A 22,362-nucleotide genomic window follows, 5' to 3' on the forward strand; every position below is an offset into this window, starting at 1 on the left:
CAATGGAAAACAGGAAAAAGGAAATGGGAAATACAATCTTTGCAAAGCCGGGTATGACGCCAAAGGAGATTGTTGCTGCCGTAAGTGCTCTTAAGGGCGTATGTTTTACGAACGTGGGTATGCGGGATGCCGGACAGTCGGATTTCAAGAACCGCCATCGGATCTACGACCTCAAGACCCTTGCACCGGATTACAATGATATGGGTCTTTTCAGTGCCGAATGTCACGGCGGCGCCCGTTGGCACGTCGGCATAATGAACAGACGAGAGAGCCCTGTTGAAGAGATCGCGATCTTCAGGGAACTGATGCCTAATGTGCTGCTCCAGACACTTATACGGGAAACAAATCTCTTCGGATATCGCCCGTATCCGAAGAATATCATCGAATATGTGGTGGCAAATGTGGATATTGACGTCTGGAGGTGCTTTTCATTCCTGAACGATGTGCGGAATATGCGCTCGGTTGCAGAAGTCGTAATGAAGAGAGGAAGGCTTTTCGAGCCGACCATATCCTTCACTTCTGCAGACTGGACAACAAACGATTACTATCTTTCCGTTGTTAGAGATATTGTGGACCTCTGCTCAGGCACCGACGAGATTGTTCTATGTATTAAGGATATGGCCGGTGTGGGTGACATCAAGCGGATAGGCAGCCTCGTTGATGCCATCAAACAGAAATATCCGGACCTTGTTCTGCAATATCATCGTCATATTACGGACGGCCTTGCCATTCCCGCGCTCCTTGCTGCAGCCCAGGCAGGAGCAAAAATATTCGACGTGCAGGAAGACTCCCTTGTCCGTTTCTACGGACATTCGCCAATCCTGAGCGTGCAGGCCTATTTTGAAGAATCCGGCATTGCGGTTCATCTCAACAGGGACGAAGCGGAAGAGGCAGTTGACGAAGCGGAAGAGGCAGTTCAGAAGGTGCGAGAATGGATCGGCCATTATGAATGGGCCGAGTCGCCGTTTAAAGGCTTTGATCACACGGTCACATGTCACAGGATGCCTGGCGGTGCCTTCCCAAGCTCATTTGAACAGGCGGAGAAGGGCGAGTTCCTCCATCTCATGCCTTCGATCCTGAAGGTCATGTCACTTTATAACAGGATCGTAAAGTATTTTGATGTTACGCCCGGTTCGCAGATAACCTGGGTCACCTGCAGCGGTATTGTAAATCGATATGCCAAAGAGAGAGGCGACGCCGGAGTAAGGCATGTCATAGACCTGCTTGAACGTTTTGTGGTCGAAAAGGCTCAGGATCTCGATGCCATGACCGAAGCTGAGCAGCAGGAACTGCTTATGCTCTTCAGAAATGCCCCGGGCGATTTCAAGAACCTGCTCCTTGGCAATTACGGCAGGCTGCCGATGGGGTGGCCTGACGCATGGGTATACCACAGCACATTCGGTGACGAGTGGGACAAAAAAATATCTGAACGGAAAGAACTGTCTCCCCTGGATTCGCTTGATAATGAGAATATTCAGACTCCGAGGAAAGAGCTTGCGGAACATATAGGCAGGATTCCTACGCAAGAGGAGTTTATCCTTTATCTCATGCATCCCAAGGATGCGCTCAGCATGATCGGGTTCAGGGATACGTTCGGTGAAGCTCCGCTTGTTCTGCCTACGGACGTTTGGAGAAATGGGCTCAGAAAGGCCGGCGACAGCGTTGATTTCGAGTTGAGAGGCAAACCTTATACCATAGAACTTGTGTCCATCGGGGCCGAGCACGAAGGTGTAGTTCATGTTGTGATGCGCGTCAACAACAAGACGAGAGTCTATTCTGTTGATACCCCACGCGCGAAGAAGATCGAGATACGCATGGCAAAAGGGCCTGCTGATATTGGAGCGCTGATCAACGGCAACATCTGGAGGATCGGCAATCCCGAGCGCGGCATTATCAAGGCCGGAGATATCGTGCATAAGGGAGAAGAGATAGCAAACCTCGAGGCAATGAAGATGGAGAACGCGATCATATCGCCGTTTGAAGGGCAGATATCTGAAGTCTGCGTGAAACTGAACGACACCGTTTCGGAGGGGCAGCTTCTTTTTGTTATTGAGAAGACCGGTGTGTGATAAGAAATGAAAGATATTATTAAGCTATTGAACAATAATAGAGCATGGGCAAGCCGGGTCAAGGCCGAGAATCCGAACTTTTTCCTCAGGCTCGAGAAGCAGCAGCGGCCGAAATATTTATGGATCGGCTGCTCTGACAGCAGGGTGCCTGCAAACCAGATAACCGGACTGCTCCCCGGCGAGGTCTTTGTGCACCGGAATATCTCGAACCAGGTTATTAATACAGATATGAACCTGATGTGCGTATTGCAGTATGCGATCGAAGTACTGCAGGTGAAACATATCATTGTCTGCGGTCATTACGGGTGCGGCGGAATAGAAGCGGTCATGAATAACAGGATCAATGGCCTGCTGGAGCATTGGCTCGAAAATGTGAAAACCAGAATGCCGAAACAGGGAACAATAACGGGCGATCGAATGTGTGAGCTGAATGTGATCGCACAGGTCAGGAATCTGTCGAATAATACGATTGTGCAGAAGGCATGGCAGAAAGGAAGAGATCTGCATATTCACGGTTGGATATATTCGATTGCAAATGGGTTGATCAAGGACCTGAAAGTGTCTCGGCATGGGCTGAAGGATGTACCTGCCCAGCGGTCACGCTAAATAAACCCTCTCCGGCTGCTGCATTTTGTATTGACAGGAGCACCTGCAAACAAATAAGATAAAAAAAGTAAAGGGGAGTAGCTGTAACAGTGGCTATCGTCAACACGGCATAAGCCCGGTACCACTGGTTAGATAACACTAACAGGCAAGACCTTTACCACGACACGTACTGTCGTGGTAAAGGTCTTTTTATTTTGGCGGAGTCCGGGTGAAAGCATGGGCTGGCAGGATATTCGGAATGAGCTTTGAGTCCTGCCGGTTCAGTGATAAGATTGTGCTGAGGATGCATCGAGTGCAGGAACGGTCCTGATAAAAACGAATTAAAGGAGAAAACAGGTATGAAACAGTTTCTGATTGTACTTGCATCTTTTGTTGCCCTGAGCAGTGTTGCTTTTGCCGCGGAAGTCAAATACACAACTCATATCAAGCTGCTTTTTGAACAGAAGTGCGAGGCGTGTCATGGGAGCGATGCTCCGGAATACGCGGACTTTAAAAAAGATAAGGAGAAATACGCCGGTTTGTTCAAGGGACCGAAGATGACAGGATATGCGAATCTTGTTTTTTTTACGGGATGGCCTGATACCGGAGCGTTGATGCGCAGACTTGATGATGGTGCGAATACGAAAGACAGGAAGCCTGGCAATATGTATCAGTATTTGGGTGCAGATGATGCCGAACGCGTGAAGAATTTGAAGCTCTTCAGGGACTGGGTTGGCAACTGGGTGCTGAAGCGCTGGCCCGATATGACCAAAGAAGATCTGAACGGAATAACGGTCAAATATTGATGACCGCTGATCAGCCATGACTATGCAGTGTCATCAGAAGAGTATTGATGAGGTTTCCGAATATCTCGGCACGTCCCTGCAGGGGCTCACTGCTGAGGAGGCTGCAAAACGGCTGCACGAATATGGGCCGAATGAACTGACAGAGAAAGCAAAGAAGACCGCACTCATGATGTTCCTTGATCAGTTCAGGGACTTTATGATCCTTGTCCTGATCGCTGCCGCTGTCATCTCGGGTTTTATCGGAGAAATATCGGACACGGTTGCCATCATTGTTATCGTTGTCCTTAATGCGGTCATCGGCTTTATTCAGGAATACCGGGCTGAACAGGCGATGGCAGCACTCAAAAAAATGTCGGCGCACTCTGCGGCCGTGATCAGGGACGGTGTGCCGGCAATGATCCCTGCCTCCGAGCTCGTACCCGGAGACCTGATCATTCTTGATGCCGGAAATGTGGTGCCTGCTGATATGCGGTTGATAGAGTCTGCCAGACTCAAGGTGGAAGAAGCAGCGCTTACCGGCGAATCAGTCCCGACAGAAAAGCATATTGCGCCGTTGCATGACGAACACCTGCCCCTCGGCGACAGGACCAATATGGCATATAAAGGGACCTTCGTTACCTATGGCCGAGGCCGTGGCATCGTATCGGCAACAGGCATGGATACCGAGTTGGGCAAGATTGCGGCGATGCTTCAGGGAGAAGAAGAAGGGAAAACACCACTCCAGAGAAGGCTTGCCGGCTTCGGCCGAAGGCTTGCCCTCGCCGTTTTGGCAATCTGTGCCATTGTTTTTATCATCGGCATCATACGGGGGGAAGAACCTCTGCTGATGCTTCTCACTGCCATTTCCCTCGCTGTTGCAGCCATACCTGAGGCCCTTCCGGCGGTGATAACCATTTCGCTTGCACTTGGGGCGAAGAAACTGGTCAAGCAGAATGCACTGATACGGAAACTTCCTGCTGTTGAAACGCTCGGATCTGTTACGTACATCTGCTCTGACAAGACCGGGACTCTTACCCTGAATAAGATGACCGCTGAAGAGATCTATGTTGATGGTGAAATAGCCAGGGGTGCAGAACAGCTCTCGGCCCTCAGTTCCCGGTTCCCGACCCTTTTTATGGCCCTTGCCCTGAGCAATGATGTCCGTACGGATGGATCAGGCAACATGATTGGTGATCCGACCGAAGTGGCACTCTATGCGGTTGCCCGGGAAGCGGGCTTCGACAGGAAGATGCTGGATGAGGCATATGTCCGGGCAGCAGAGATCCCCTTTGATTCTGACAGAAAACTTATGACAACAATACATGAGGCGGGGTTTAGGGAGCAGTCTCCTTCGGCGACCCGCTGGGGCGGGGGGGTAGGGATTAGTGACAGACAAACTACTAACACCCAATCCCAAGTCCCCAATCCCAGGTTTATCTCTTTCACCAAGGGTGCGATCGATGTGCTGATTGACAAGTCCTCTCTGATGCTGACATCGGCGGGGATGATACCGATCAACAGGGAAGAACTGCATAAGGTTAACAACAGGATGGCTGCAGACGGATTACGGGTGATCGGCGTCGCGATGCGGCAATGGGAGACCCTGCCCGAAGAACTCGGCTCGGATGCTGTCGAGAGCGAACTGATAATCCTCGGTCTTATCGGCATTATGGACCCGCCGCGGGAAGAGGCAAAAGAGGCGGTGAGACTATGCAAGGCAGCAGGCATCAAGCCTGTGATGATCACGGGCGATCATCCCCTGACTGCACAGGCCATAGCAAGACGATTGGGTATTCTGGACAGTGAAACAAAGTCTGTCATCACCGGCCGCGAACTCGATAAGCTGTCCCTGGAGGAGTTTGAGGAGCGGGTCGAGCATATACAGGTCTATGCAAGGGTTGCTCCTGAGCAGAAACTGAAGATCGTGAAGGCGCTTCAGGACAGAGGCCAGTACGTTGCCATGACAGGAGACGGGGTAAATGATGCCCCTGCCCTGAAAAGGGCTGATATCGGTGTTGCCATGGGCATTACCGGGACTGATGTGTCGAAAGAAGCTTCACACATGATACTGCTTGACGATAATTTTGCGACCATTGTAAAGGCCGTGCGCGAGGGCAGGAAGATCTATGACAATATCAGAAAATTCATCAAGTATCTGCTTACTACAAATTCAGGTGAAATATGGACCCTTTTTCTTGCGCCGCTGGTCGGCCTGCCCATCCCTCTGCTGCCGATCCATATCCTCTGGATAAACCTGGTTACTGATGGGCTGCCCGCCCTTTCGCTTGCCGCAGAGCCGGCAGAGGGCGATGTTATGAGCAGGCCGCCGCGCAGGCCTGATGAAAGCATCTTTGCCCACGGTCTTGGTGCACATGCCATATGGGTCGGTCTGCTCATGGCAGGAGTTGTTCTCGGTGCCCAGGCCTGGGCGATCAGGACCGGCCACAGCCACTGGCAGACCATGGTCTTTACGATCCTCTGTCTCACGCAGCTTGGACATGTGCTTGCCATTCGGTCGGAGAAACAGTCGCTCTTCATTATGGGGGTGCTGTCTAACCGGTATCTGCTTGGTGCGGTGCTGCTTACCTTTGCGCTCCAGATGGCCACGATATATATTCCGGTCCTGAACATGATCTTCAAGACCGAACCTCTCACCTGGCAGGAACTGCTGATTGCTTTGGCACTGTCGTCGATCGTCTTTGTTGCGGTCGAGATCGAGAAGCTGCTGAGACGGCGCAATATCATCTGACCTGCGGCCAATTTCCAATTCTGCTTTCTCTCTCCCTGTGATATTATTTATCAGCATCACAGATAAAGGAGAGACAGAACATGAGCACAAAACGCGATCTTAAAGAAATTGTCGCAACAAGAATTGAGTTTTTTAAGAGAAAGCCTGACGCTGCGATCTATAAGCCGAAGGTATCGTCAAAGCATATCAGGAACCTGTATACCGAGACACAGGTGAGAGAACACCTCGTGAAGTCTGACTATGCAGAGGCGGCAGGAGGAGAGAACCAGGCGCCCAATCCAATTGAGCTGCTTCTTTCAGCCTTCGGTGCCTGCGTTGAGGCCGCCTTTTACGAGTTTGCATTACACGAAGGCCTCACCATAACGTCGCTTTCTGTGGATGTGGAAGGTACGCTCGACCTGCGGGGTCTCTTCATGATCGATGATATAAACGCCGGCTTTAAGGATGTGAAGTTCATTTTCCGCATCGAGAGCCCTGATGACGAGGCACGGGTCCGTGCTCTTGCAGAGAAGGTGATCGCCCATTGTCCGGTCGTGGACAGCCTGAAAAAGCCGACCCCGGTTTCCGGAGAGATCGTAATTAACGGGTAGGTGCAGCATGAGCCGCAGCCTCGATGCGGGTGAGAAAAATAAGGCTGGAAGTCTATTCCAGCATCTTCAGCAGTGCCATTGTGGGGACAAGATCCCCCCCTTCTTCTGATTTTACATATTCATAAAAATCGCACTGCCCGCACGTCCTGTATTTTTGTGCGAAGGTTCCATGAACAGTGCCTCCGCAAAGAGTCCCGGCAACAACCCAGCATCCCCGGCCCGCACTCATGCCATCATGTATATTATCCAGTCGCAGGTTAGTAGTGGCCGGACAGACCCCCAGTTCAGAAGCACTCTCTCCGCCAAGCTCCCGTCCGCATTTTTTGAACTCCCAACAATTAAGCTTCCGATCATCCGAAGAGTCACTATCAGCCTCTGTCACAATTAAGCACCTCTCGTTTTAATTTCTCTATTCCGCAAAAAACGGATCTGTGTTTCTCTGAGGACGCTCCTCAGCGGTGACTCCAAATCCCCATAAAAAAAATCCCAATCTCCTGAGAGAATGGGATTTAGATACTATATCCAATCACCGCTTCGGCAACCCTGCTGTCCATTTCTGGACCAGTGGCTTTGCGTCCTACCCTCTCAGATAGTTTGCTATTATCGATGGTCTGTATTTCTGAGCAATTTTATCCCAATTCATTTAACGGTGTCAATGCAGATTATTAGTAAATGATAGCAGCCTGCCGGACCTGCCGCACTTCAGATTGCCGGGACAGGTCAGCCGTACCTATTTCTTGGGGAAATATTTTACGTTGCCTATGTTTTTAAAATTTGCATCCTGAGTCCAAATGGTGGCATTGAATTCCTGATGATTTTCAATGAGATTGACGGGTAACAGGGATGTTTCTTTTGTCACCTACTCTTTGAAAGTGACCGTGGTCAGTAAACCTGCTGACACATAATCATTGAGTTTTTTGTATACTATGCTGTCTGTCATGACTGGCCGGGATTTAGGGAGGAAAAGTGCATATAGGAGTGATCGGAAGCGGATATGTAGGCCTTGTGACCGGCGCGTGCTTTGCTGAATTTGGCGTTGCCGTGACCTGTATTGACAAGGACGAAAAAAAGATCAGGGCGCTGAAAAAAGGCGAAATCCCCTTTTATGAGCCGGGCCTGAGTGATCTCGTAAAGAAGCATATCAGCAACGGCAGGCTCAAGTTCTCTACGCGTATTCAGGAAGCGGTTGATCCCTGCCTGGTTATCTTCATAGCGGTCGGCACACCTCCACGGGGTGACGGGTCTGCGGACATGCGCTATGTGGAAGCCGTTGCAGAAGAGATAGCCCAAAGCATCAGGGGATACAAGGTTATCGTAACCAAGAGTACGGTGCCGGTCGGCACGGGCGCGCGTCTCAGGAAAATCATCTCAAAGAGGCTCAAGGAACAGGTGGACTTTGATATCGTCTCCAACCCCGAGTTCCTCAGAGAAGGCTCGGCGATCGAGGATTTCATGCGGCCCAACCGGGTCATTATCGGAGCCTCGAGCCCGCAGGCCGTTGCGATCGTAAAAGACCTCTACAGCCCGCTCTATCTTATCGAGACTCCTTTTGTTATTACGAACGTAGAGACTGCGGAACTGATCAAATACGCCTCGAACTCGTTCCTTGCCGTAAAAATTTCTTTCATTAACGAGATGGCAGGCCTCTGTGAAAGGGTCGGGGCTGATGTGCATATGGTGGCTAAGGGCATGGGACTTGACCAGCGGATTGGCTCCAAATTTCTCCATCCAGGCCCGGGCTACGGAGGTTCCTGTTTTCCCAAGGACACGCGGGCTTTGCTGACTATCGCGAAAAACCATAACATGGAACTCGGCATTGTGAAGTCGGCTGTTCACGTAAATGACCATCAGAAGAAGCTTGCTTTTGAAAAGATCCGTGACGGGCTCGGGAAGCTTGCGGGCAAAACTGTGGCAGTACTCGGTCTATCTTTTAAGCCCAACACCAATGACATGCGAGAGGCGCCGTCCATATTCCTTGTCGAACAGCTGCTCAAGGCAAAGGCAAAGGTGAGGGCATACGATCCCATCGCGATGGATGATGCAAGGGCTATATTCAAGAGCACGATACGATATGCAAAAAATCCCTATGACTGCATGAAGGGTGCTGATGCGGTTGTGATTGTGACTGAATGGAACGAGTTTCGGAGCCTTGAACTTATGAAGGTCAAGGCCCTGCTTAAAACGCCGTATTTTTTCGATCTCAGAAATATTTATGAGCCCGCAAAAATGCGAAAGTTGGGGTTTAAATATTCCTGCATTGGCAGAAATTAGAGACTATGGTATTATTCATTGACGCTTTTTTTGAAAGTTGTTTCTTGCGCCGAACAAAATTATTGTTTGTTGATTCGGGCGATTAGCTCAGCGGGAGAGCACTCCCTTCACACGGGAGGGGTCGGCAGTTCGATCCTGCCATTGCCCACCATAACAGGCTGAAAGAAGATCTTGAAATATAAGGTTTTCTTTCAGCTTTTCTTTTGTCCTTACCTGTTCTTGCCATCTCGTGCTTCCAATTGTACCCTTAATTGTGTCTATCAAACCGTGGGAACTCCGCCGGGATATCCACGCGTATAGGGTTCGCAAGGGATCTGGGAATTAATAATAATTAAACGAAATGGGTGATATCTCTCAGTCCTGACACAAAAAGAGGCCTTACGCATATTCTTGACGGGCTACCGGGCCATCTTTCCTGGCTTTTTTCTGGCATGAGTCATGCATTACTAATTCTATGCTTAATAGGCCTTATTCTAATCTTATATTGACTATAGTCTTCTTCTGTATGTTTCCATATGGAGTCGTATCAGTATTCGCAGAGCTAAGGTCTGGCGAAACACTCTTCAAAAAACACTGCGCCGTATGCCACCCCAACATCAGCAAACTGCAGAAGATAAGGAGTATTGTTGAGGGGATGAGGAATCCGCTGCCTTTCATGCCAGCGTTTGACAAGGCAAAGATACCCGATGAAGATGCAATTGAGATCGAAAACTACATTATAAAATCAACACCAAAGCAGGGCAATGGTCGACAGGTCAAAAAGAGAGAAACCGAGACTGAGCGCAGTATCAACAACTATCGGGAGTAACTCACTTTATGATATTGATCGCGGAGGTTGACACCTTCAGGAAGAACATCTTCTAACTGTTAGAGAAGTGGATCGAGGAGTCTCTGCCCTGACATATTGCTTTTTGACTGAACTGAGACCCATTGATGTAATTTCTTAATAGCCATGCCGCTGTTTATTACATTGCGGGATATCTCAACTCCATTCTTAATGCTGTTGCACTTGCCAGCCACGTAAAGAATAGCGCCTGCGTTGAGGCAAACAAAATTTATACATGCCTCATGCTCCTTGCCAGAGAGCACAGAAAGAAACTTGGCAGATTCCTCTTCGATGCTTCCAGAAAAAGCAATTTCAGAAAACTTGAAGGTCTTAATTCCCGCATGTTCTGGCATAAAAGAGTACTTCTGTACCTCAGTTTCGGTAAATTCATGGATAATGGTTTCACCACATGGTGAGATTTCGTCCATGCCCAGTCCTGAGTCACTATCGATACCATAAACAACCATGCCCCTTTGGTATCCGATTTTCTGCATAACCTCAACTACGCTCGGCATAACAGAATCAGAGTAAACGCCGCGTAGCCCAAGGGTTGGACGTGCAGGATTGGCAAGGGAGGCCGCAATGTTCAATGTAGAACCGAAGCGTATCTGGCTCAGAATCCTGCCAAGTGCTCCTGGATGGACATGGGAACTCATGCCATTAAACAGACCGATACCAACTTCTCTAATGCTGTCCTCCACCACACTGACTTCACACTCAACATCAACCCCCAATGATTCAAGAATATCCACTGTGCCGCATTTTGACGTAAGTGCTCGTGCGCCATGCCTTGCCATCGGGATACCACATGCTGCTGCTACTATGGCTGACGCGCTGCTGACATTAAACGTTTTTAGCCGGTCCATGCCGGTGCCGGAGTTGTCAAACAGCCCAGATGGAAGATCGCCTTTTGTATGAATTGTATCAATCTCGTCAATGGCTTTCCATGCCGCCACTATCTCCTCTGCGGTTTCTCCTTTGGATGCAAGTGCAGCAAGAAAGGCCCCCTGTTGAAGGTCAGGCTGGCGATTCTCAAGCACATGCTTGAACATTTGGTATGTTTCCTTTCCCGTTAAATTTTCCCCTTGTATGAGGCGTTGAATCCCCCGCCCAAAATCAGCAATTGCAGTTGCATCCATATTTTGCCTCCTGATTAAAATTATGGGTAAAGCAGTATTTTCATGCCTTCGCGGCGTTCTACGAGACCAAGCGCTGCATCAAGCTCGGCAAGCGGCATTTTGTGAGAGATCATATCCTTTACATCCAATTGCCTTGTACCTATCATTTTCAGGGCCTGCACACCGTGGCGGTAACTACACCCATACGCCCCAATAATGGTCTGTTCAAGGTAATGCAGGTGATTGAAATCAACTGAAAGAGATGAATCATCTTTTGCAAGTCCCGAAAAAACAACCAGCCTGCCACGAGGACCAAGCCCTCCCATTGCCTCCATGTAGGCATTCTTGTCTCCAACGGCAACAAATGCCGCATCAAGATCTTTATCGTGCAGTTTTTCAGACCCCTCAGCAATAAGTCTTCTTCTCGGGTCTTTCTCTATGACTACGGATTTTGCTCCAAGGGCCTTTACTGCACGGCTTAAAAGAGTGCCAGCAGGCCCAGCTCCCCATATGCCGACCTTCTCACCTTCTTTTACTGCTGCGAGCTCTATAGCATTCAGGCAACACGAGAGAGGCTCTGTAAGGATGGCTTCCTCATCCAATATCTCAGAGGGAACTGGGGTCAGACTCTGAATAGGTGCAACCACGTATTCGGCGAATCCCCCGTCGCGATGAAAACCCATGATCCTCATATCCGCACAAAGATTACCCGCTCCGCTTTCGCATGTCTTGCATCTTCCGCAGCTTATCCCGGGGTAGATATATACCCTTTGCCCGATATTGATCTCTGAAGTTTTACTGCCAAGGGCCTCCACCGTGCCTATGACCTCTTCTCCCGGCACCCTGGGAAGGGTCAAATCCCTATGCCCAACCCTAATAATTTTAAGGTCTGTCCTGCAAAGCCCGGTTACGGTCACCTTGACAAGTGCCTCGTCACTTGCTGGAGTGCGAACAGCAATATCTCCATAGACAAACGAACCAATCTCTTCAATCCATACTGCCTTCACCTGCTCACCTCCAAATAAAAAAGAGGCCCAATGGAAGATAAGCTTCCATCGGACCTCTTTACCATCAAGTGCCGTATTTACATCCGTCTCAACACGTCTTCTGGCTTATGGGTCAACCACCATGGGCTGCGCCTTCCCGGCAGTGTGATTTCTGCCAGTGGCCTAGATGCAGCCGGTGTCACCAATTACAGCGGCGGGACCACCACGGATTCTAACCGTGTTCCGTATTGTTAAGACAGTAGAATTATATGGTCAGCATGAATCAATGTCAAATTTCTCTCTCTCCTGCTATAACATATGTGCTAATATCCTTCCATGAATTGCTGTCCTATGAAAATTGATGCTGGCGGCCGATGATTTAAAATCAGACTTATTCTTGTCTTTGTGTCTATTCGTTGTTTTTGTCATTGGCGGGGCAATAACTGCCAGTATGAGACATAGAACTGTTCGCTTATTATTCTCATGATGCCCGATAGCCCCATAAGATGGATTATTGCCGCTCCTATCCTGTTGCTCGGCCTTGTCGGGCACGTGCTCACGTTAGCGGTCTGCGTCTCAATAATTCGTCAGTGCCTCACCCGTAAGACTTTTCGTCCAACATCCGGGTTGCCTTTGGTCGGTCCGCTGTTCTTTGCCTTGTCATACGTGGTAATTAGGTCGTCAATGGTCTTATGGCTTGCGGCACTGCTCCTGGTGCTAGAGCTGCTATTGGGGGGCATAACCGGCCTCGTCATACGAATAAGCGGGGCTGAACCTAAGAAGAAAGACTCTGTTTAGAACCCTTTGAACATCACACTGTTAACTAATAAGACTTTCCTGCCAGCTACGGCTAGCTCCACAGCGCAAGGATATCAACGGTTCTTGTTCAGTTTGCGGTGATCGGGATGCAGGAAGGGTCAGCGGCAATCATGTCTTCTATGACTGACATCGCTTCTTTTACATATGAATCGTCAGAGACCGTTTTGAGAAAGTCCTGCCTTTTTTCTTCAGGCGTCCTGGCTTCGTTGTCCGGCTTAGGCCGGCTTAAGGGTGTTTTGATATCTTTTTCTTTCTGTCTGCGAGATTCCTCTATTTCTCTGCGCACGTCTTCTATATTCAATGACCTGACTGTATTTTTTTTCTTTTCTGCAAGTCGTGTGGTCTCTTTTTCCATGTCGTTAAATTGCTGGCTCGATTTCACCCTTGTGCGGCTTTTCTCCCGCAGGGCAGACATGGCAGGCCTGCATTTTGGCCATGGTGTATAGGCAGCAGGCTTGACAGAGTCCCACGGTAAGGCAAAGTCAAGATATTGCTCTCCGGTCCTGAGGCCGCTTATTACGTCTGGCAGTACGATGTCAGGCACTACTCCGCGATATTGCGTGGAGTCGCCGTTTACGCGATAGAACTTCTGGATCGTAAGTCTGAGTGCGCCGAGAGGTTTGTATGCTTCCATGTTCTGGAACGGGATCTTATTGTCAAGGTCGATGATTGTCTGGACGGTTCCCTTGCCGTGAGTATGCTCTCCGCCCATAATAACGGCGCGGCCATAGTTTTGAAGTGCGCCGGCCAATATTTCAGAGGCAGAAGCACTGATCGTATTGACCAGTATTACCAACGGTCCGTCATAGACAATCTCCGGCTGGTCGTCTGACAAGGCTGTTATCCGGTCATTACCGCTCTTGACCTGCACAACAGGACCGGTTTCGATGAAGAGCCCGGCTATTTTTACTGCGTCCGTCAGCGCGCCGCCCCCGTTATTTCTGAGGTCTATGATAAGCCCTTTAATATTTTGAGCCTTGAGATTGGCGAGCTCAGCACTGACATCGTCCGTTACATTGCGTACTTTACCGCCGCTGCCAGATCCTTCGAAATCACGGTAAAAGGAAGGGATTTTGAGATAACCGAATGTATCGCCCTTTTCGTTGTTCTTAATGACAGCACTTTTTGCAAAGGTTTCCTCAATCTGGATAACATCGCGAACAATCGATATGGTCAGCATCTTATCATCAGGTTTTTTGATCGTGAGCCTGACTTCAGTCCCTTTTTTCCCCCGGATCAGCTTGACAGCATCCTGTACCCTCATGCCGCTGATGGGGACAGACTCGTTGGCCCCTTCAGCGACTTTAAGGATAATATCTTCAGCCTGAAGCTGCCCTTGTCTTGACGCAGGGCTTCCGGCGATAATGGCTACGACTTTTATCTGGCCTTCGTCCTCCTTAAGCGTTGCGCCAATCCCTTCAAGAGAGCCCCGCATGCTGATATCGAAATCCTCCTTATTCGTGGGAGGCATATAGTCTGTATGCGGATCGAATGCATGAGCCACAGCATTTAATAAACGCTCGTAGTGTTCATTTTCTTTTTCGCGGATTATTCGTGAAAAAAATTGATCATACGCCTTCAGGACCTTGTCACGGGCGGTATTTCTGAGGTCTTTATCCTCAGTCGGCTTTTTGTCCGTCTGACCGTCGCGGGACTTCTGAGCCTTCCCTGCAATAGAGGCGGTCTCCTCAGTCTGGGTCAAATATTGGAGCAACACTTCGTATTTCAGTGTTTTTCTCCAGCGTTCCCGCAATTCCAGGTCGTCTTTGCAGTATGCGAGTTTCTCGACATCGGTTTCAATAAACTCCCTGGTCGAAAAATCGAAATCACCTGAAAGTATTTCCTTGACGATCCCGTATACAGTCGCTGCCCTGGCAGAGAGGATTGCCGCACCTCTTAGCGGAAGTTCAAGATTGCCTGAGTTCATTTCATCGTCGATGAGCTTTGAATATTTCCCCAGGTTGGCAACATCTTCTGTCAGCAGGATCCGTTTCTGATAGTCGAGTTGTTTGAGATAAAGGCCGAAAGCCTCCTCTGAGGTTTTGTCGTCAATTTTCTTATGAGAGAAGTGGCTTGTTTCAAGGCTGTCGCGAATGAGAAAAGTCAGAAGTTTAGCCCTATTGGCCTCATAATGAACCGGGTGCTGGGGGTCCTGGGCATATCCGGAGCCGCAGAGCAGTAAAGACAGGAGCAGAAATACAAGACAGGATCGCAAGAAATGCCTGCCTGAGTTGGGCAGATATGAAAACGGCGAACGAATGCGTGGACAGGGGCAAAACCTGGACCTGAAAAATCTCATGCTTTTATCATACTCCGCAGGTTTTATTTTGAGCAACAGCGACATGATAACGGTGCAACAATATGAAGGAATAAGGTAGAATTAATTGCCTGTATGTGAGACAGGCTTGAGCCTTGCAGCAGACGAAGGGACATAATACATGACTGACGAAACCCCAAGACCATCTGATTTTATTCGTGAAATTGTCAGCGAAGACCGGAAGTCCGGCAAGCATGAAAAGCGGGTCCATACGCGATTCCCGCCAGAGCCCAACGGGTATCTGCATATGGGGCATGCAAAGTCCATCTGCCTGAACTTCGGCATTGCGCAGGAGTTCGGGGGCAGATGCAATCTCCGCTTTGACGACACCAACCCCGAGAAGGAAGAGCAGGAATACGTGAATTCCATCATCGACTCGGTCAAGTGGCTCGGTTTCGATTTCGGTCCCGAGCCTTTCTATGCCAGCGACTACTTTGATTTTATGTATAGAAGCGCTGAATACCTGATCACGGCGGGCCATGCCTATGTTGACAGCCAGACGGCCGATGCAATGAGAGAAAGCAGGGGAACGCTGACATCTCCCGGAAAGAACTCTCCGTTTCGGCAGCGCACTGTTGAGGAGAACCTTTGTCTGTTCCGCGAAATGCGCGAAGGCAGACACCCTGACGGCTCTTTGGTGGTGCGCGCAAAGATTGATATGAGTTCGCCGAATATCAACATGCGTGACCCGGCGATCTATCGTATCAAGCGTGCCGAACACCATCGGACTGGCAACATGTGGTGTATTTACCCGATGTACACGTATGCCCATCCTATTGAAGATGCCATAGAGAACATTACCCACTCGATCTGCACGCTTGAGTTTGAAGACCAGCGGCCTTTTTACGACTGGCTCCTTGAGCGGCTTGCCGAGGGTGGACTGCTGAAGCGGCCACTGCCTCAGCAGATAGAATTTGCACGTCTGAATCTCAGCTATACCGTGTTGAGCAAGAGGAAGCTTGTTCAACTGGTCAATGAGGGCCATGTGAAGGGATGGGATGATCCGCGGATGCCGACTATTGCCGGCATCAGAAGGAGAGGCTATACGCCGGAGTCGATCAGAAATTTCTGTGAGCGCATAGGCGTTGCCAAGAGGGACAGCGTGGTGGACCTCGGGCTCCTGGAGTTCTGCATCCGTGAAGACCTGAATAAGCGGGCTCCCCGTGTTATGGCGGTGCTGCGTCCGCTTAAGGTCGTTATTACGAACTATCCTGAGGCGCAGGAAGAGGAACTCGATGCCATTAACAACCCCGAGGACCCGAATGCAGGAACTCGGAAAGTGCCCTTCTCCCGTGAGCTCTACATTGAACAGGATGATTTCCGCGAGGACCCGCCCAAGCAGTTTTTCCGCCTTGCGCCGGGTCGGGAAGTAAGGCTTCGGTATGCCTATTTTATTACCTGTGAAAAGGTTATCAGGGACGAAAAGACGGGTGAAGTGATTGAACTGCACTGCTCGTATGACTCTGCAACGCGCGGCGGGGATGCGCCTGATAACAGAAAAGTGAAGGCAACCCTGCACTGGGTGTCGGCAAGGCATGCAGTCAGAGCGGAGGTCAGGCTTTATAACACCCTTTTTACCAAGCCTGAGCCGGGCAGTGAGAGTAATGACTTTTTGACCGACCTAAATGCGGATTCCCTTGAGGTGCTCGACACCTGTTTTATTGAACCGGGCATTGCGGGTGCTGCTCCCGGAAGCAGATACCAGTTCGAGAGAATGGGCTATTTCTGCGTTGACGGTGATTCCACAGGAGATGCCCTGATATTTAACAGGACCGTGACGCTGAAAGATACGTGGGCAAAGATCGAGAAGGCCAAAAAATAAAAATGCAGGAAGTCAGGTTCATGAGTTCGCTATTGCGCAACTTTTATCATTTTTCGTGTATTATGAGGCTATAACATAATGAGCTATATTGCTGTCATAGGTGCAGGAAGTTGGGGAACAACGCTTGCAAGTCTGCTCGTGGAGAAGGGATATGATGTTTCTTTATGGGCGCGGGAGCAGGACGTTGCCGATGAGATCAATGAAAAAAGCAGAAACAGCGTCTATCTCCCTGAGGTGCCTCTGCCTGCCGCTCTTAAGGCAACGAGCAGCATTGAAGAGGCACTCAAGACGGCGCGCTATGTCCTCAACGTAGTCCCTACACAGTTTACCCGGGCTGTTTTCAGGGAAGCGGTTGCCTGTTTGCGAAGTGATGCGGTTATTATCAGTGCATCCAAGGGGATTGAGCAGGGAACTCTTTTTACGGTATCGGATATCCTGCATGAGGTAACCGGGAAACCGGTGGCAGCTCTTTCAGGACCGAGTTTCGCGAAAGAGGTGATCAGGAAGCTTCCCACTGCCGTTACTCTTGCGGCAGCAGATATTAACACCGGACTCCTCCTGCAAGAAATCTTTAACTCCGGATATTTCCGCGTCTATACACATACTGATGTGATCGGCGTGGAGGTTGGCGGTGCCTTGAAGAATGTTGTTGCGATCGCCTCAGGAATATGCGACGGCCTCGGCCTTGGCCACAGCGCTCGCGCTGCCCTGATAACTCGTGGTCTTGTAGAGATATCGCGGCTTGGCAAGGCAATGGACGCAGACCCGACCACCTTTTCAGGGTTGAGCGGTCTCGGTGATCTGGTGCTTACCTGTACGGGCCCTCTTTCGAGGAACTATACGGTGGGCGTTAATCTCGGCAAGGGCATGAAGCTCAAAGAAATCCTGTCTTCCTCAAGGAGTGTTGCAGAAGGCGTTGCCACATCCCTCTCTGCCTTTGAACTTGGGCAGAAAATGGGCGTTGAAATGCCTATCATTGATCAGGTCTATGAGGTGCTTTATCAGGACAGAGACCCTGAAACTGCCGTGCTCAGCCTCATGAACCGTGCGCTTAAATCCGAGTTCTGAATCATTATTTGCTCCCGCCTTACATCACAGACCTCCCCTGAACGCTCATTTATTTTTTGCCTGTCTGATTTTGTGATACTATTTATCATGAGGTGAGGGCAGGTAATCTCTCACAAATATTAATCTATAGAACCGGAGGGTTGTCCACGTGTTTAAAGAATTCAAGGAATTTGCCGTAAAAGGAAATGTGGTTGACATGGCGGTTGGTGTTATCATCGGCGCAGCCTTTACTTCGATCGTTAATTCGCTTGTCAACGATATCATTATGCCGCCCGTCGGCCTTATTCTCGGCAAGGTCGATTTTACAAACCTGTATCTTGTATTCAGGGACGGCAAGATCCCGGCCCCATACAGTTCTCTTGCTGATGCCAAGGCTGCAGGCGCCGTGACCCTCAACTATGGCATCTTTATTAATGCCATCATCAGTTTTCTTATTGTGGCCTTTGCCGTATTCCTCCTGGTCCGTACAATCAATCGTCTGAAGAGACAGTCTGAGGAGCCGCCAGTAGTGCCGGTGACCAAAGAATGTCCGTTCTGCCTCTCCGTGATCCCGATAAAAGCGGTTCGCTGTGCTCACTGTACAACTGAACTGAAGTAGGAGGGCTTTGCACTATGGTGCCAAGGCAAGCGATCAACGCGATGACATCAAGACTGAATCAGAAGAAGACGGTGAAGGGCATCGCAGTTTTTCTCGTGGTTTTTTCGATCGCGGGGTTTCTGATCCTGCCTCCTATCGTTAAATCAGTCCTCCTGAAGCAGCTCTCGGAAAAACTCCATCGTCAGGTCTCGATCCAGGCGGTGCGGATAAATCCGTTCATGCTCTCTGTTACCGTGAGGGGGCTTGAGATAAAGGAGCCGAAATCCCAAACGCCCTTTGTCTCCTTTGATGAGCTCTATCTGAACCTGCAGACCATGTCCATGTTCCGGCGGGGCATAATTGCCAAAGAGATAAAGCTGGTGAATCCTTACCTGCAGATTGTCCGCAATGAAGACCTCTCCTACAACTTCTCCGATCTGCTTCAGATGGCAGATCAGAAGCCTGCAGACAAGGGCGGTCCTGGCAGCAGGCAGCGGTCGCTCCGCTTTTCGCTGAATAACATACAGGTGATCAATGCCAGGATCGATTTTCTGGATGGACCAAAGCATACAAAACATGAGGTTCGCGGCGCCGTGCTGACCGTTCCCTTTGTTTCGAATCTGCCCTATTATCTGGAATCCTATGTGCAGCCTGCCTTCTCGGCAAAGGTCAATGGCAATTCAGTAAGTTTCAGGGGAAATACCAAGCCTTTTGTCGACTCACATGAGACAAACATTGATCTTGACCTGAAGGATCTCAACCTCCCCTATTATCTGGCGTATTCTCCCGTCCCGCTCGACTTCACGCTGGTCTCCGGGCTTCTGGATGTTCAGACAAGTCTGACGTATGCGCAGTTTAAAGACAAGGAGCCGACACTGTCCTTAAAAGGCAGCACATCACTGAAAATATTCAAGATTGATGACAAGGCAGGCAACCCGTTGATCTATCTGCCCCGGCTCGATATCTCCATCAGTTCGTCAGATTTAATGGCCAGGAATATACATTTTGCGAAGATAGTGCTTGAGTCTCCAGAGATCAATGTCAGTCGAGACAGAGCAGGCAAGTTGAATCTTCTCGCGCTGATGGCATTTACGGGAGAGAAGGCTCAGGGGAAGGTGGCGGCTGAGGATAAGGGCAAGGCTAAGGCTAAGGCCGAGTCCGGGAAGGAGACAAAAGCAGAAGAGAAGAAATCCCTGCCTGTTATCGATGCTGATGAGATAATCCTTGCAAACGGAAAGGTGATTGTTGCAGATGCCTCTGAGGGCAGGATCTTTCGAACCAGTCTTCACAATATCCAGGCAAAAATCGGCCACTTCAGCACCGTAAAAGATAAGAAGGCCGAGGCCGAGGCATCATTGCAGACAGATTCTCAGGAGGAGTTCAGACTTACGGGCAATTTTTCTGTTGAACCACTATCAGGGGAAGGAACGGTTGAGGTCAAGCAGGTGGTGCTCAAAAAGTATGCGCCTTATTACGGAAAATTCGTGCTTTTTTCGATAGAGGACGGCAGATTTGATTTCATGACAAAATATTCCTTTCTTATGACCGGCAATGAGCCTGATCTGAAAGTTTCTGATCTCACGGCGAACGTCACAGCACTGAGACTCAGAAAGCATGGAGAGAAGGAGGATTTTCTGAACTTCCCGGCGCTGTCTGTCAAAGAGACGTCTGCTGACCTCGGCAAGCGGGAGATCGTTGTTGGTGATATCTCTGCGCAGAAGGGGATGATTGTCGTGAAGCGTAGTCAGGACAGTATCCTTAATCTTCAGACATTGTTTGCCCCGGCAGCAACTCCTGCAGCGCGGGCTGACGCCGAGCCTCTGCAGCCGAAGCAGAAGGTCGCTGTAAATCCCTGGACCGTTACGGCAAAGAAGATATCCCTCGACCGCCATACAATAATGGCCGAAGACCTGGTCCCTTCCGAGCCGGTCAGTATGCTATTTGATCAGATTCATTTCAGGGGCGAGAATATCTCCACTGAAAAAAATACAAAAGGCAAGGTATCGCTTTCTCTCCAGATCGAAAAGAAAGGCTCTCTCAAGATGAGCGGCGCTGTCGGCCTTGACCCCGTTTCTGCGCAACTGAAGGTGGTCTCGCAGAACGTTCCAATTATGCCGGCTGTTCCCTATTTCGCAGACAGGATAAAGATCATTGTCTTTGACGGAAGTATTTCATCAGAGGGAACACTTTCCGCGAGGTACAGCAGGGATACCGGGCCGACCGCCTCATATAAAGGCACAGCCTCCCTCAGCAATTTTGCCTCTGTCGACAAGGTCAATGCAGAAGATTTTCTGAAATGCAGCTCCCTGTATGTTGACTCGATGGATGTCACGTACAATCCGCTTGTGGTAAAGATCGGCGAGGTGTCGCTCTCCGATTTTTATGCCCGGACTATCATCAATGCAGACGGTTCGATCAACCTGCAGAACATTATAGAGAAGGGTGAGGGTGAGAAAGAAGCGGCTGCGACCAAGGTTGAGGATAAAGCGGCGGCTGAAAAAGAACAGGGACAGGTAAAAACAGAGGCCAAAAATCAGGCAAAGAATGGCAACGGTGTGAGTACCGCAACAGATGCAGCCGGGAAGATCATAACGATCGAGAAGATTACGCTTCAGGGCGGGACCGTGAATTTTTCTGACCGGTTCATCAAGCCGAATTTTAACACCAATATGCTTGAGATAGGCGGGAGGATCACCGGGCTCAGCTCTGAGGAGACGAAGATGGCTGTAGTCGAGATGCGGGGCAAGCTCGACAACTATGCCCCTCTTGAAATCACCGGCAAGGTCAACCCTTTGAGGGACGACCTGTTCATCGATCTGAATATCAGCTTCAAAGATATGGACCTGAGCCAGATCACTCCTTATTCAGGGAGATATCTCGGGTATGTGATCGAGAAAGGCAAACTTAGTCTTAATCTTCATTACCTGATAGAGAAGAAGAAGCTTGATTCCCAGAATAAGATCCTTCTTGATCAGTTCACGCTCGGCAGCCAGGTGGAAAGCCCTGATGCAACAAAACTGCCTGTCAGGCTCGCTATCGCACTTTTGAAGAACCGGCGCGGAGAGATCGATCTTGATATCCCTGTCAGCGGGCAGATCGATGACCCAAAATTCAGCATCGGCAGGATCATCATCAAGATCCTTCTGAATCTCCTGGTAAAGGCAGCTACCTCTCCTTTTGCCCTGCTCGGCTCGCTCATTGGCGGCGGCGAAGAATTGAGCTACCTCGAGTTCGACCCCGGGCTTTCGCATCTGAACGAAGCCGGTCTGAAGAAGGTGGATACCCTGGTCAAGGCTCTCCATGACCGTCCTTCACTGAAGATCGAAATAGCGGGACATGCTGATATGGATAAGGACAGGGAAGGGATGAAGCGGGTTCTGTTTAACCGAAAAGTGAAGGCCCAGAAACTGAAAGATGCGGTGCAGCAATCCAAAGCGGCAGTGCCTGTTGACGACGTGAAAATAGAGCCGGCTGAATATGCGAAATATCTGAAGCTGGCGTATAAGGATGAGAAGTTCCCCAAGCCGAGGAATGTTATCGGCATGGCCAAGGACCTGCCGGTATCTGAGATGGAAAAGCTGATGCTTACCCATATTGAGGTGAAGGACGACGATCTCAGGACTCTTGCCTCACAAAGGGCGCTTGCGGTTAAAGACCTGCTCCTGAGATCGAAGCTTGTTGAGCAGGAGAGGATATTCCTGGTCGTACCGAAGACGCTTCAGCCCCAGAAGAAGGAAAAGGTCAGGGAGAGCCGGGTTGATTTTACCTTGAAATGAGTTT

15 protein-coding genes, 1 tRNA gene and 2 riboswitches are annotated in these 22,362 nt (G+C 49.8%); of the genes, 12 read left to right on the forward strand and 4 right to left on the reverse strand.

Annotation, left to right across the window (positions count from 1 at the left end; translation table 11 throughout):
* Positions 1–23: 23 nt before the first annotated feature.
* The 5 genes from HZB31_01805 (at position 24) to HZB31_01825 (ending at position 6,778) form a co-directional block, all read left to right on the forward strand.
* Positions 24–2,069, forward strand: a complete 2,046-nt coding sequence (locus HZB31_01805; GenBank protein ID MBI5846685.1) for a biotin attachment protein — start codon at positions 24–26, stop codon at positions 2,067–2,069.
* A 6-nt stretch (positions 2,070–2,075) separates the two neighbouring features.
* Positions 2,076–2,675, forward strand: a complete 600-nt coding sequence (locus HZB31_01810; GenBank protein MBI5846686.1) for a carbonic anhydrase — start codon at positions 2,076–2,078, stop codon at positions 2,673–2,675.
* A gap of 338 nt (positions 2,676–3,013) precedes the next feature.
* The gene (locus HZB31_01815; GenBank protein ID MBI5846687.1) at positions 3,014–3,460 is read left to right on the forward strand and encodes a cytochrome C; all 447 of its coding nucleotides are present in this window, start codon (positions 3,014–3,016) and stop codon (positions 3,458–3,460) included.
* A gap of 22 nt (positions 3,461–3,482) precedes the next feature.
* Entirely contained in the window at positions 3,483–6,188 is a 2,706-nt protein-coding gene (locus tag HZB31_01820) for a cation-translocating P-type ATPase (GenBank protein ID MBI5846688.1), read from the forward strand.
* Positions 6,189–6,268: 80 nt separating this feature from the next.
* Complete coding sequence (locus tag HZB31_01825) at positions 6,269–6,778, forward strand: OsmC family protein (protein ID MBI5846689.1); 510 nt, start codon at positions 6,269–6,271, stop codon at positions 6,776–6,778.
* A gap of 52 nt (positions 6,779–6,830) precedes the next feature.
* Here the strand turns inward: HZB31_01825 and HZB31_01830 are convergent, their stop codons facing one another.
* A complete protein-coding gene (locus HZB31_01830) occupies positions 6,831–7,160 on the reverse strand; it encodes a hypothetical protein (GenBank protein ID MBI5846690.1) in 330 nt (109 codons plus the stop codon).
* Positions 7,161–7,311: 151 nt separating this feature from the next.
* A riboswitch (cyclic di-GMP riboswitch) is annotated at positions 7,312–7,387 on the reverse strand.
* Positions 7,388–7,744: 357 nt separating this feature from the next.
* Here HZB31_01830 and HZB31_01835 point away from each other — a divergent pair.
* The 3 genes from HZB31_01835 (at position 7,745) to HZB31_01845 (ending at position 9,857) form a co-directional block, all read left to right on the forward strand.
* Positions 7,745–9,049 carry a UDP-glucose/GDP-mannose dehydrogenase family protein gene (locus HZB31_01835; GenBank protein ID MBI5846691.1) on the forward strand — a complete coding sequence of 435 codons (1,305 nt, stop codon included), beginning with the start codon at positions 7,745–7,747 and terminating at the stop codon, positions 9,047–9,049.
* Between the two features lie 76 nt (positions 9,050–9,125).
* Positions 9,126–9,200, forward strand: a tRNA-Val gene (locus HZB31_01840).
* 483 nt (positions 9,201–9,683) lie between these two features.
* Entirely contained in the window at positions 9,684–9,857 is a 174-nt protein-coding gene (locus tag HZB31_01845) for a hypothetical protein (protein MBI5846692.1), read from the forward strand.
* A 59-nt stretch (positions 9,858–9,916) separates the two neighbouring features.
* Here HZB31_01845 and trpD read toward each other — a convergent pair whose 3' ends face one another.
* The 3 genes from trpD to HZB31_01860 all read right to left on the reverse strand — a co-directional run bounded on the left by trpD (position 9,917) and on the right by HZB31_01860 (position 15,013).
* Positions 9,917–11,014 carry an anthranilate phosphoribosyltransferase gene (gene trpD, locus HZB31_01850; protein ID MBI5846693.1) on the reverse strand — a complete coding sequence of 366 codons (1,098 nt, stop codon included), beginning with the start codon at positions 11,012–11,014 and terminating at the stop codon, positions 9,917–9,919.
* A gap of 20 nt (positions 11,015–11,034) precedes the next feature.
* A complete protein-coding gene (locus HZB31_01855) occupies positions 11,035–12,000 on the reverse strand; it encodes an alcohol dehydrogenase catalytic domain-containing protein (GenBank protein ID MBI5846694.1) in 966 nt (321 codons plus the stop codon).
* A 72-nt stretch (positions 12,001–12,072) separates the two neighbouring features.
* Positions 12,073–12,269: riboswitch (cobalamin riboswitch) on the reverse strand.
* Between the two features lie 596 nt (positions 12,270–12,865).
* Complete coding sequence (locus tag HZB31_01860) at positions 12,866–15,013, reverse strand: carboxy terminal-processing peptidase (protein MBI5846695.1); 2,148 nt, start codon at positions 15,011–15,013, stop codon at positions 12,866–12,868.
* Between the two features lie 223 nt (positions 15,014–15,236).
* Here HZB31_01860 and HZB31_01865 point away from each other — a divergent pair, with 223 nt between their 5' ends.
* From HZB31_01865 to HZB31_01880, 4 genes are all read left to right on the forward strand, one after another.
* On the forward strand, positions 15,237–16,937 hold the full coding sequence (locus HZB31_01865) for a glutamine--tRNA ligase/YqeY domain fusion protein (GenBank protein ID MBI5846696.1): 1,701 nt from the start codon (positions 15,237–15,239) through the stop codon (positions 16,935–16,937).
* A gap of 75 nt (positions 16,938–17,012) precedes the next feature.
* Positions 17,013–18,005 carry an NAD(P)-dependent glycerol-3-phosphate dehydrogenase gene (locus HZB31_01870; protein ID MBI5846697.1) on the forward strand — a complete coding sequence of 331 codons (993 nt, stop codon included), beginning with the start codon at positions 17,013–17,015 and terminating at the stop codon, positions 18,003–18,005.
* 148 nt (positions 18,006–18,153) lie between these two features.
* On the forward strand, positions 18,154–18,603 hold the full coding sequence (gene mscL / locus HZB31_01875; GenBank protein MBI5846698.1) for a large conductance mechanosensitive channel protein MscL: 450 nt from the start codon (positions 18,154–18,156) through the stop codon (positions 18,601–18,603).
* 14 nt (positions 18,604–18,617) lie between these two features.
* Positions 18,618–22,358, forward strand: a complete 3,741-nt coding sequence (locus HZB31_01880; GenBank protein MBI5846699.1) for a DUF748 domain-containing protein — start codon at positions 18,618–18,620, stop codon at positions 22,356–22,358.
* Positions 22,359–22,362 lie beyond the last annotated feature (4 nt).

The sequence above is a fragment of the Nitrospirota bacterium genome (assembly GCA_016235245.1).
In the GTDB taxonomy this organism is placed as follows: domain Bacteria; phylum Nitrospirota; class Thermodesulfovibrionia; order Thermodesulfovibrionales; family UBA6898; genus UBA6898.

What these genes read in the sequence shown, in the direction of transcription:
- HZB31_01820 (MBI5846688.1), top strand. Translation starts at nt 3,483, where the DNA reads ATGCAGTGTCATCAGAAGAGTATTGATGAGGTTTCCGAATATCTCGGC.
- HZB31_01805 (MBI5846685.1), top strand. Translation starts at nt 24, where the DNA reads ATGGGAAATACAATCTTTGCAAAGCCGGGTATGACGCCAAAGGAGATT.
- HZB31_01825 (MBI5846689.1), top strand. Translation starts at nt 6,269, where the DNA reads ATGAGCACAAAACGCGATCTTAAAGAAATTGTCGCAACAAGAATTGAG.
- trpD (MBI5846693.1), bottom strand. Translation starts at nt 11,014, where the DNA reads ATGGATGCAACTGCAATTGCTGATTTTGGGCGGGGGATTCAACGCCTC.
- HZB31_01865 (MBI5846696.1), top strand. Translation starts at nt 15,237, where the DNA reads ATGACTGACGAAACCCCAAGACCATCTGATTTTATTCGTGAAATTGTC.
- HZB31_01880 (MBI5846699.1), top strand. Translation starts at nt 18,618, where the DNA reads ATGGTGCCAAGGCAAGCGATCAACGCGATGACATCAAGACTGAATCAG.
- HZB31_01810 (MBI5846686.1), top strand. Translation starts at nt 2,076, where the DNA reads ATGAAAGATATTATTAAGCTATTGAACAATAATAGAGCATGGGCAAGC.
- HZB31_01845 (MBI5846692.1), top strand. Translation starts at nt 9,684, where the DNA reads ATGAGGAATCCGCTGCCTTTCATGCCAGCGTTTGACAAGGCAAAGATA.
- HZB31_01815 (MBI5846687.1), top strand. Translation starts at nt 3,014, where the DNA reads ATGAAACAGTTTCTGATTGTACTTGCATCTTTTGTTGCCCTGAGCAGT.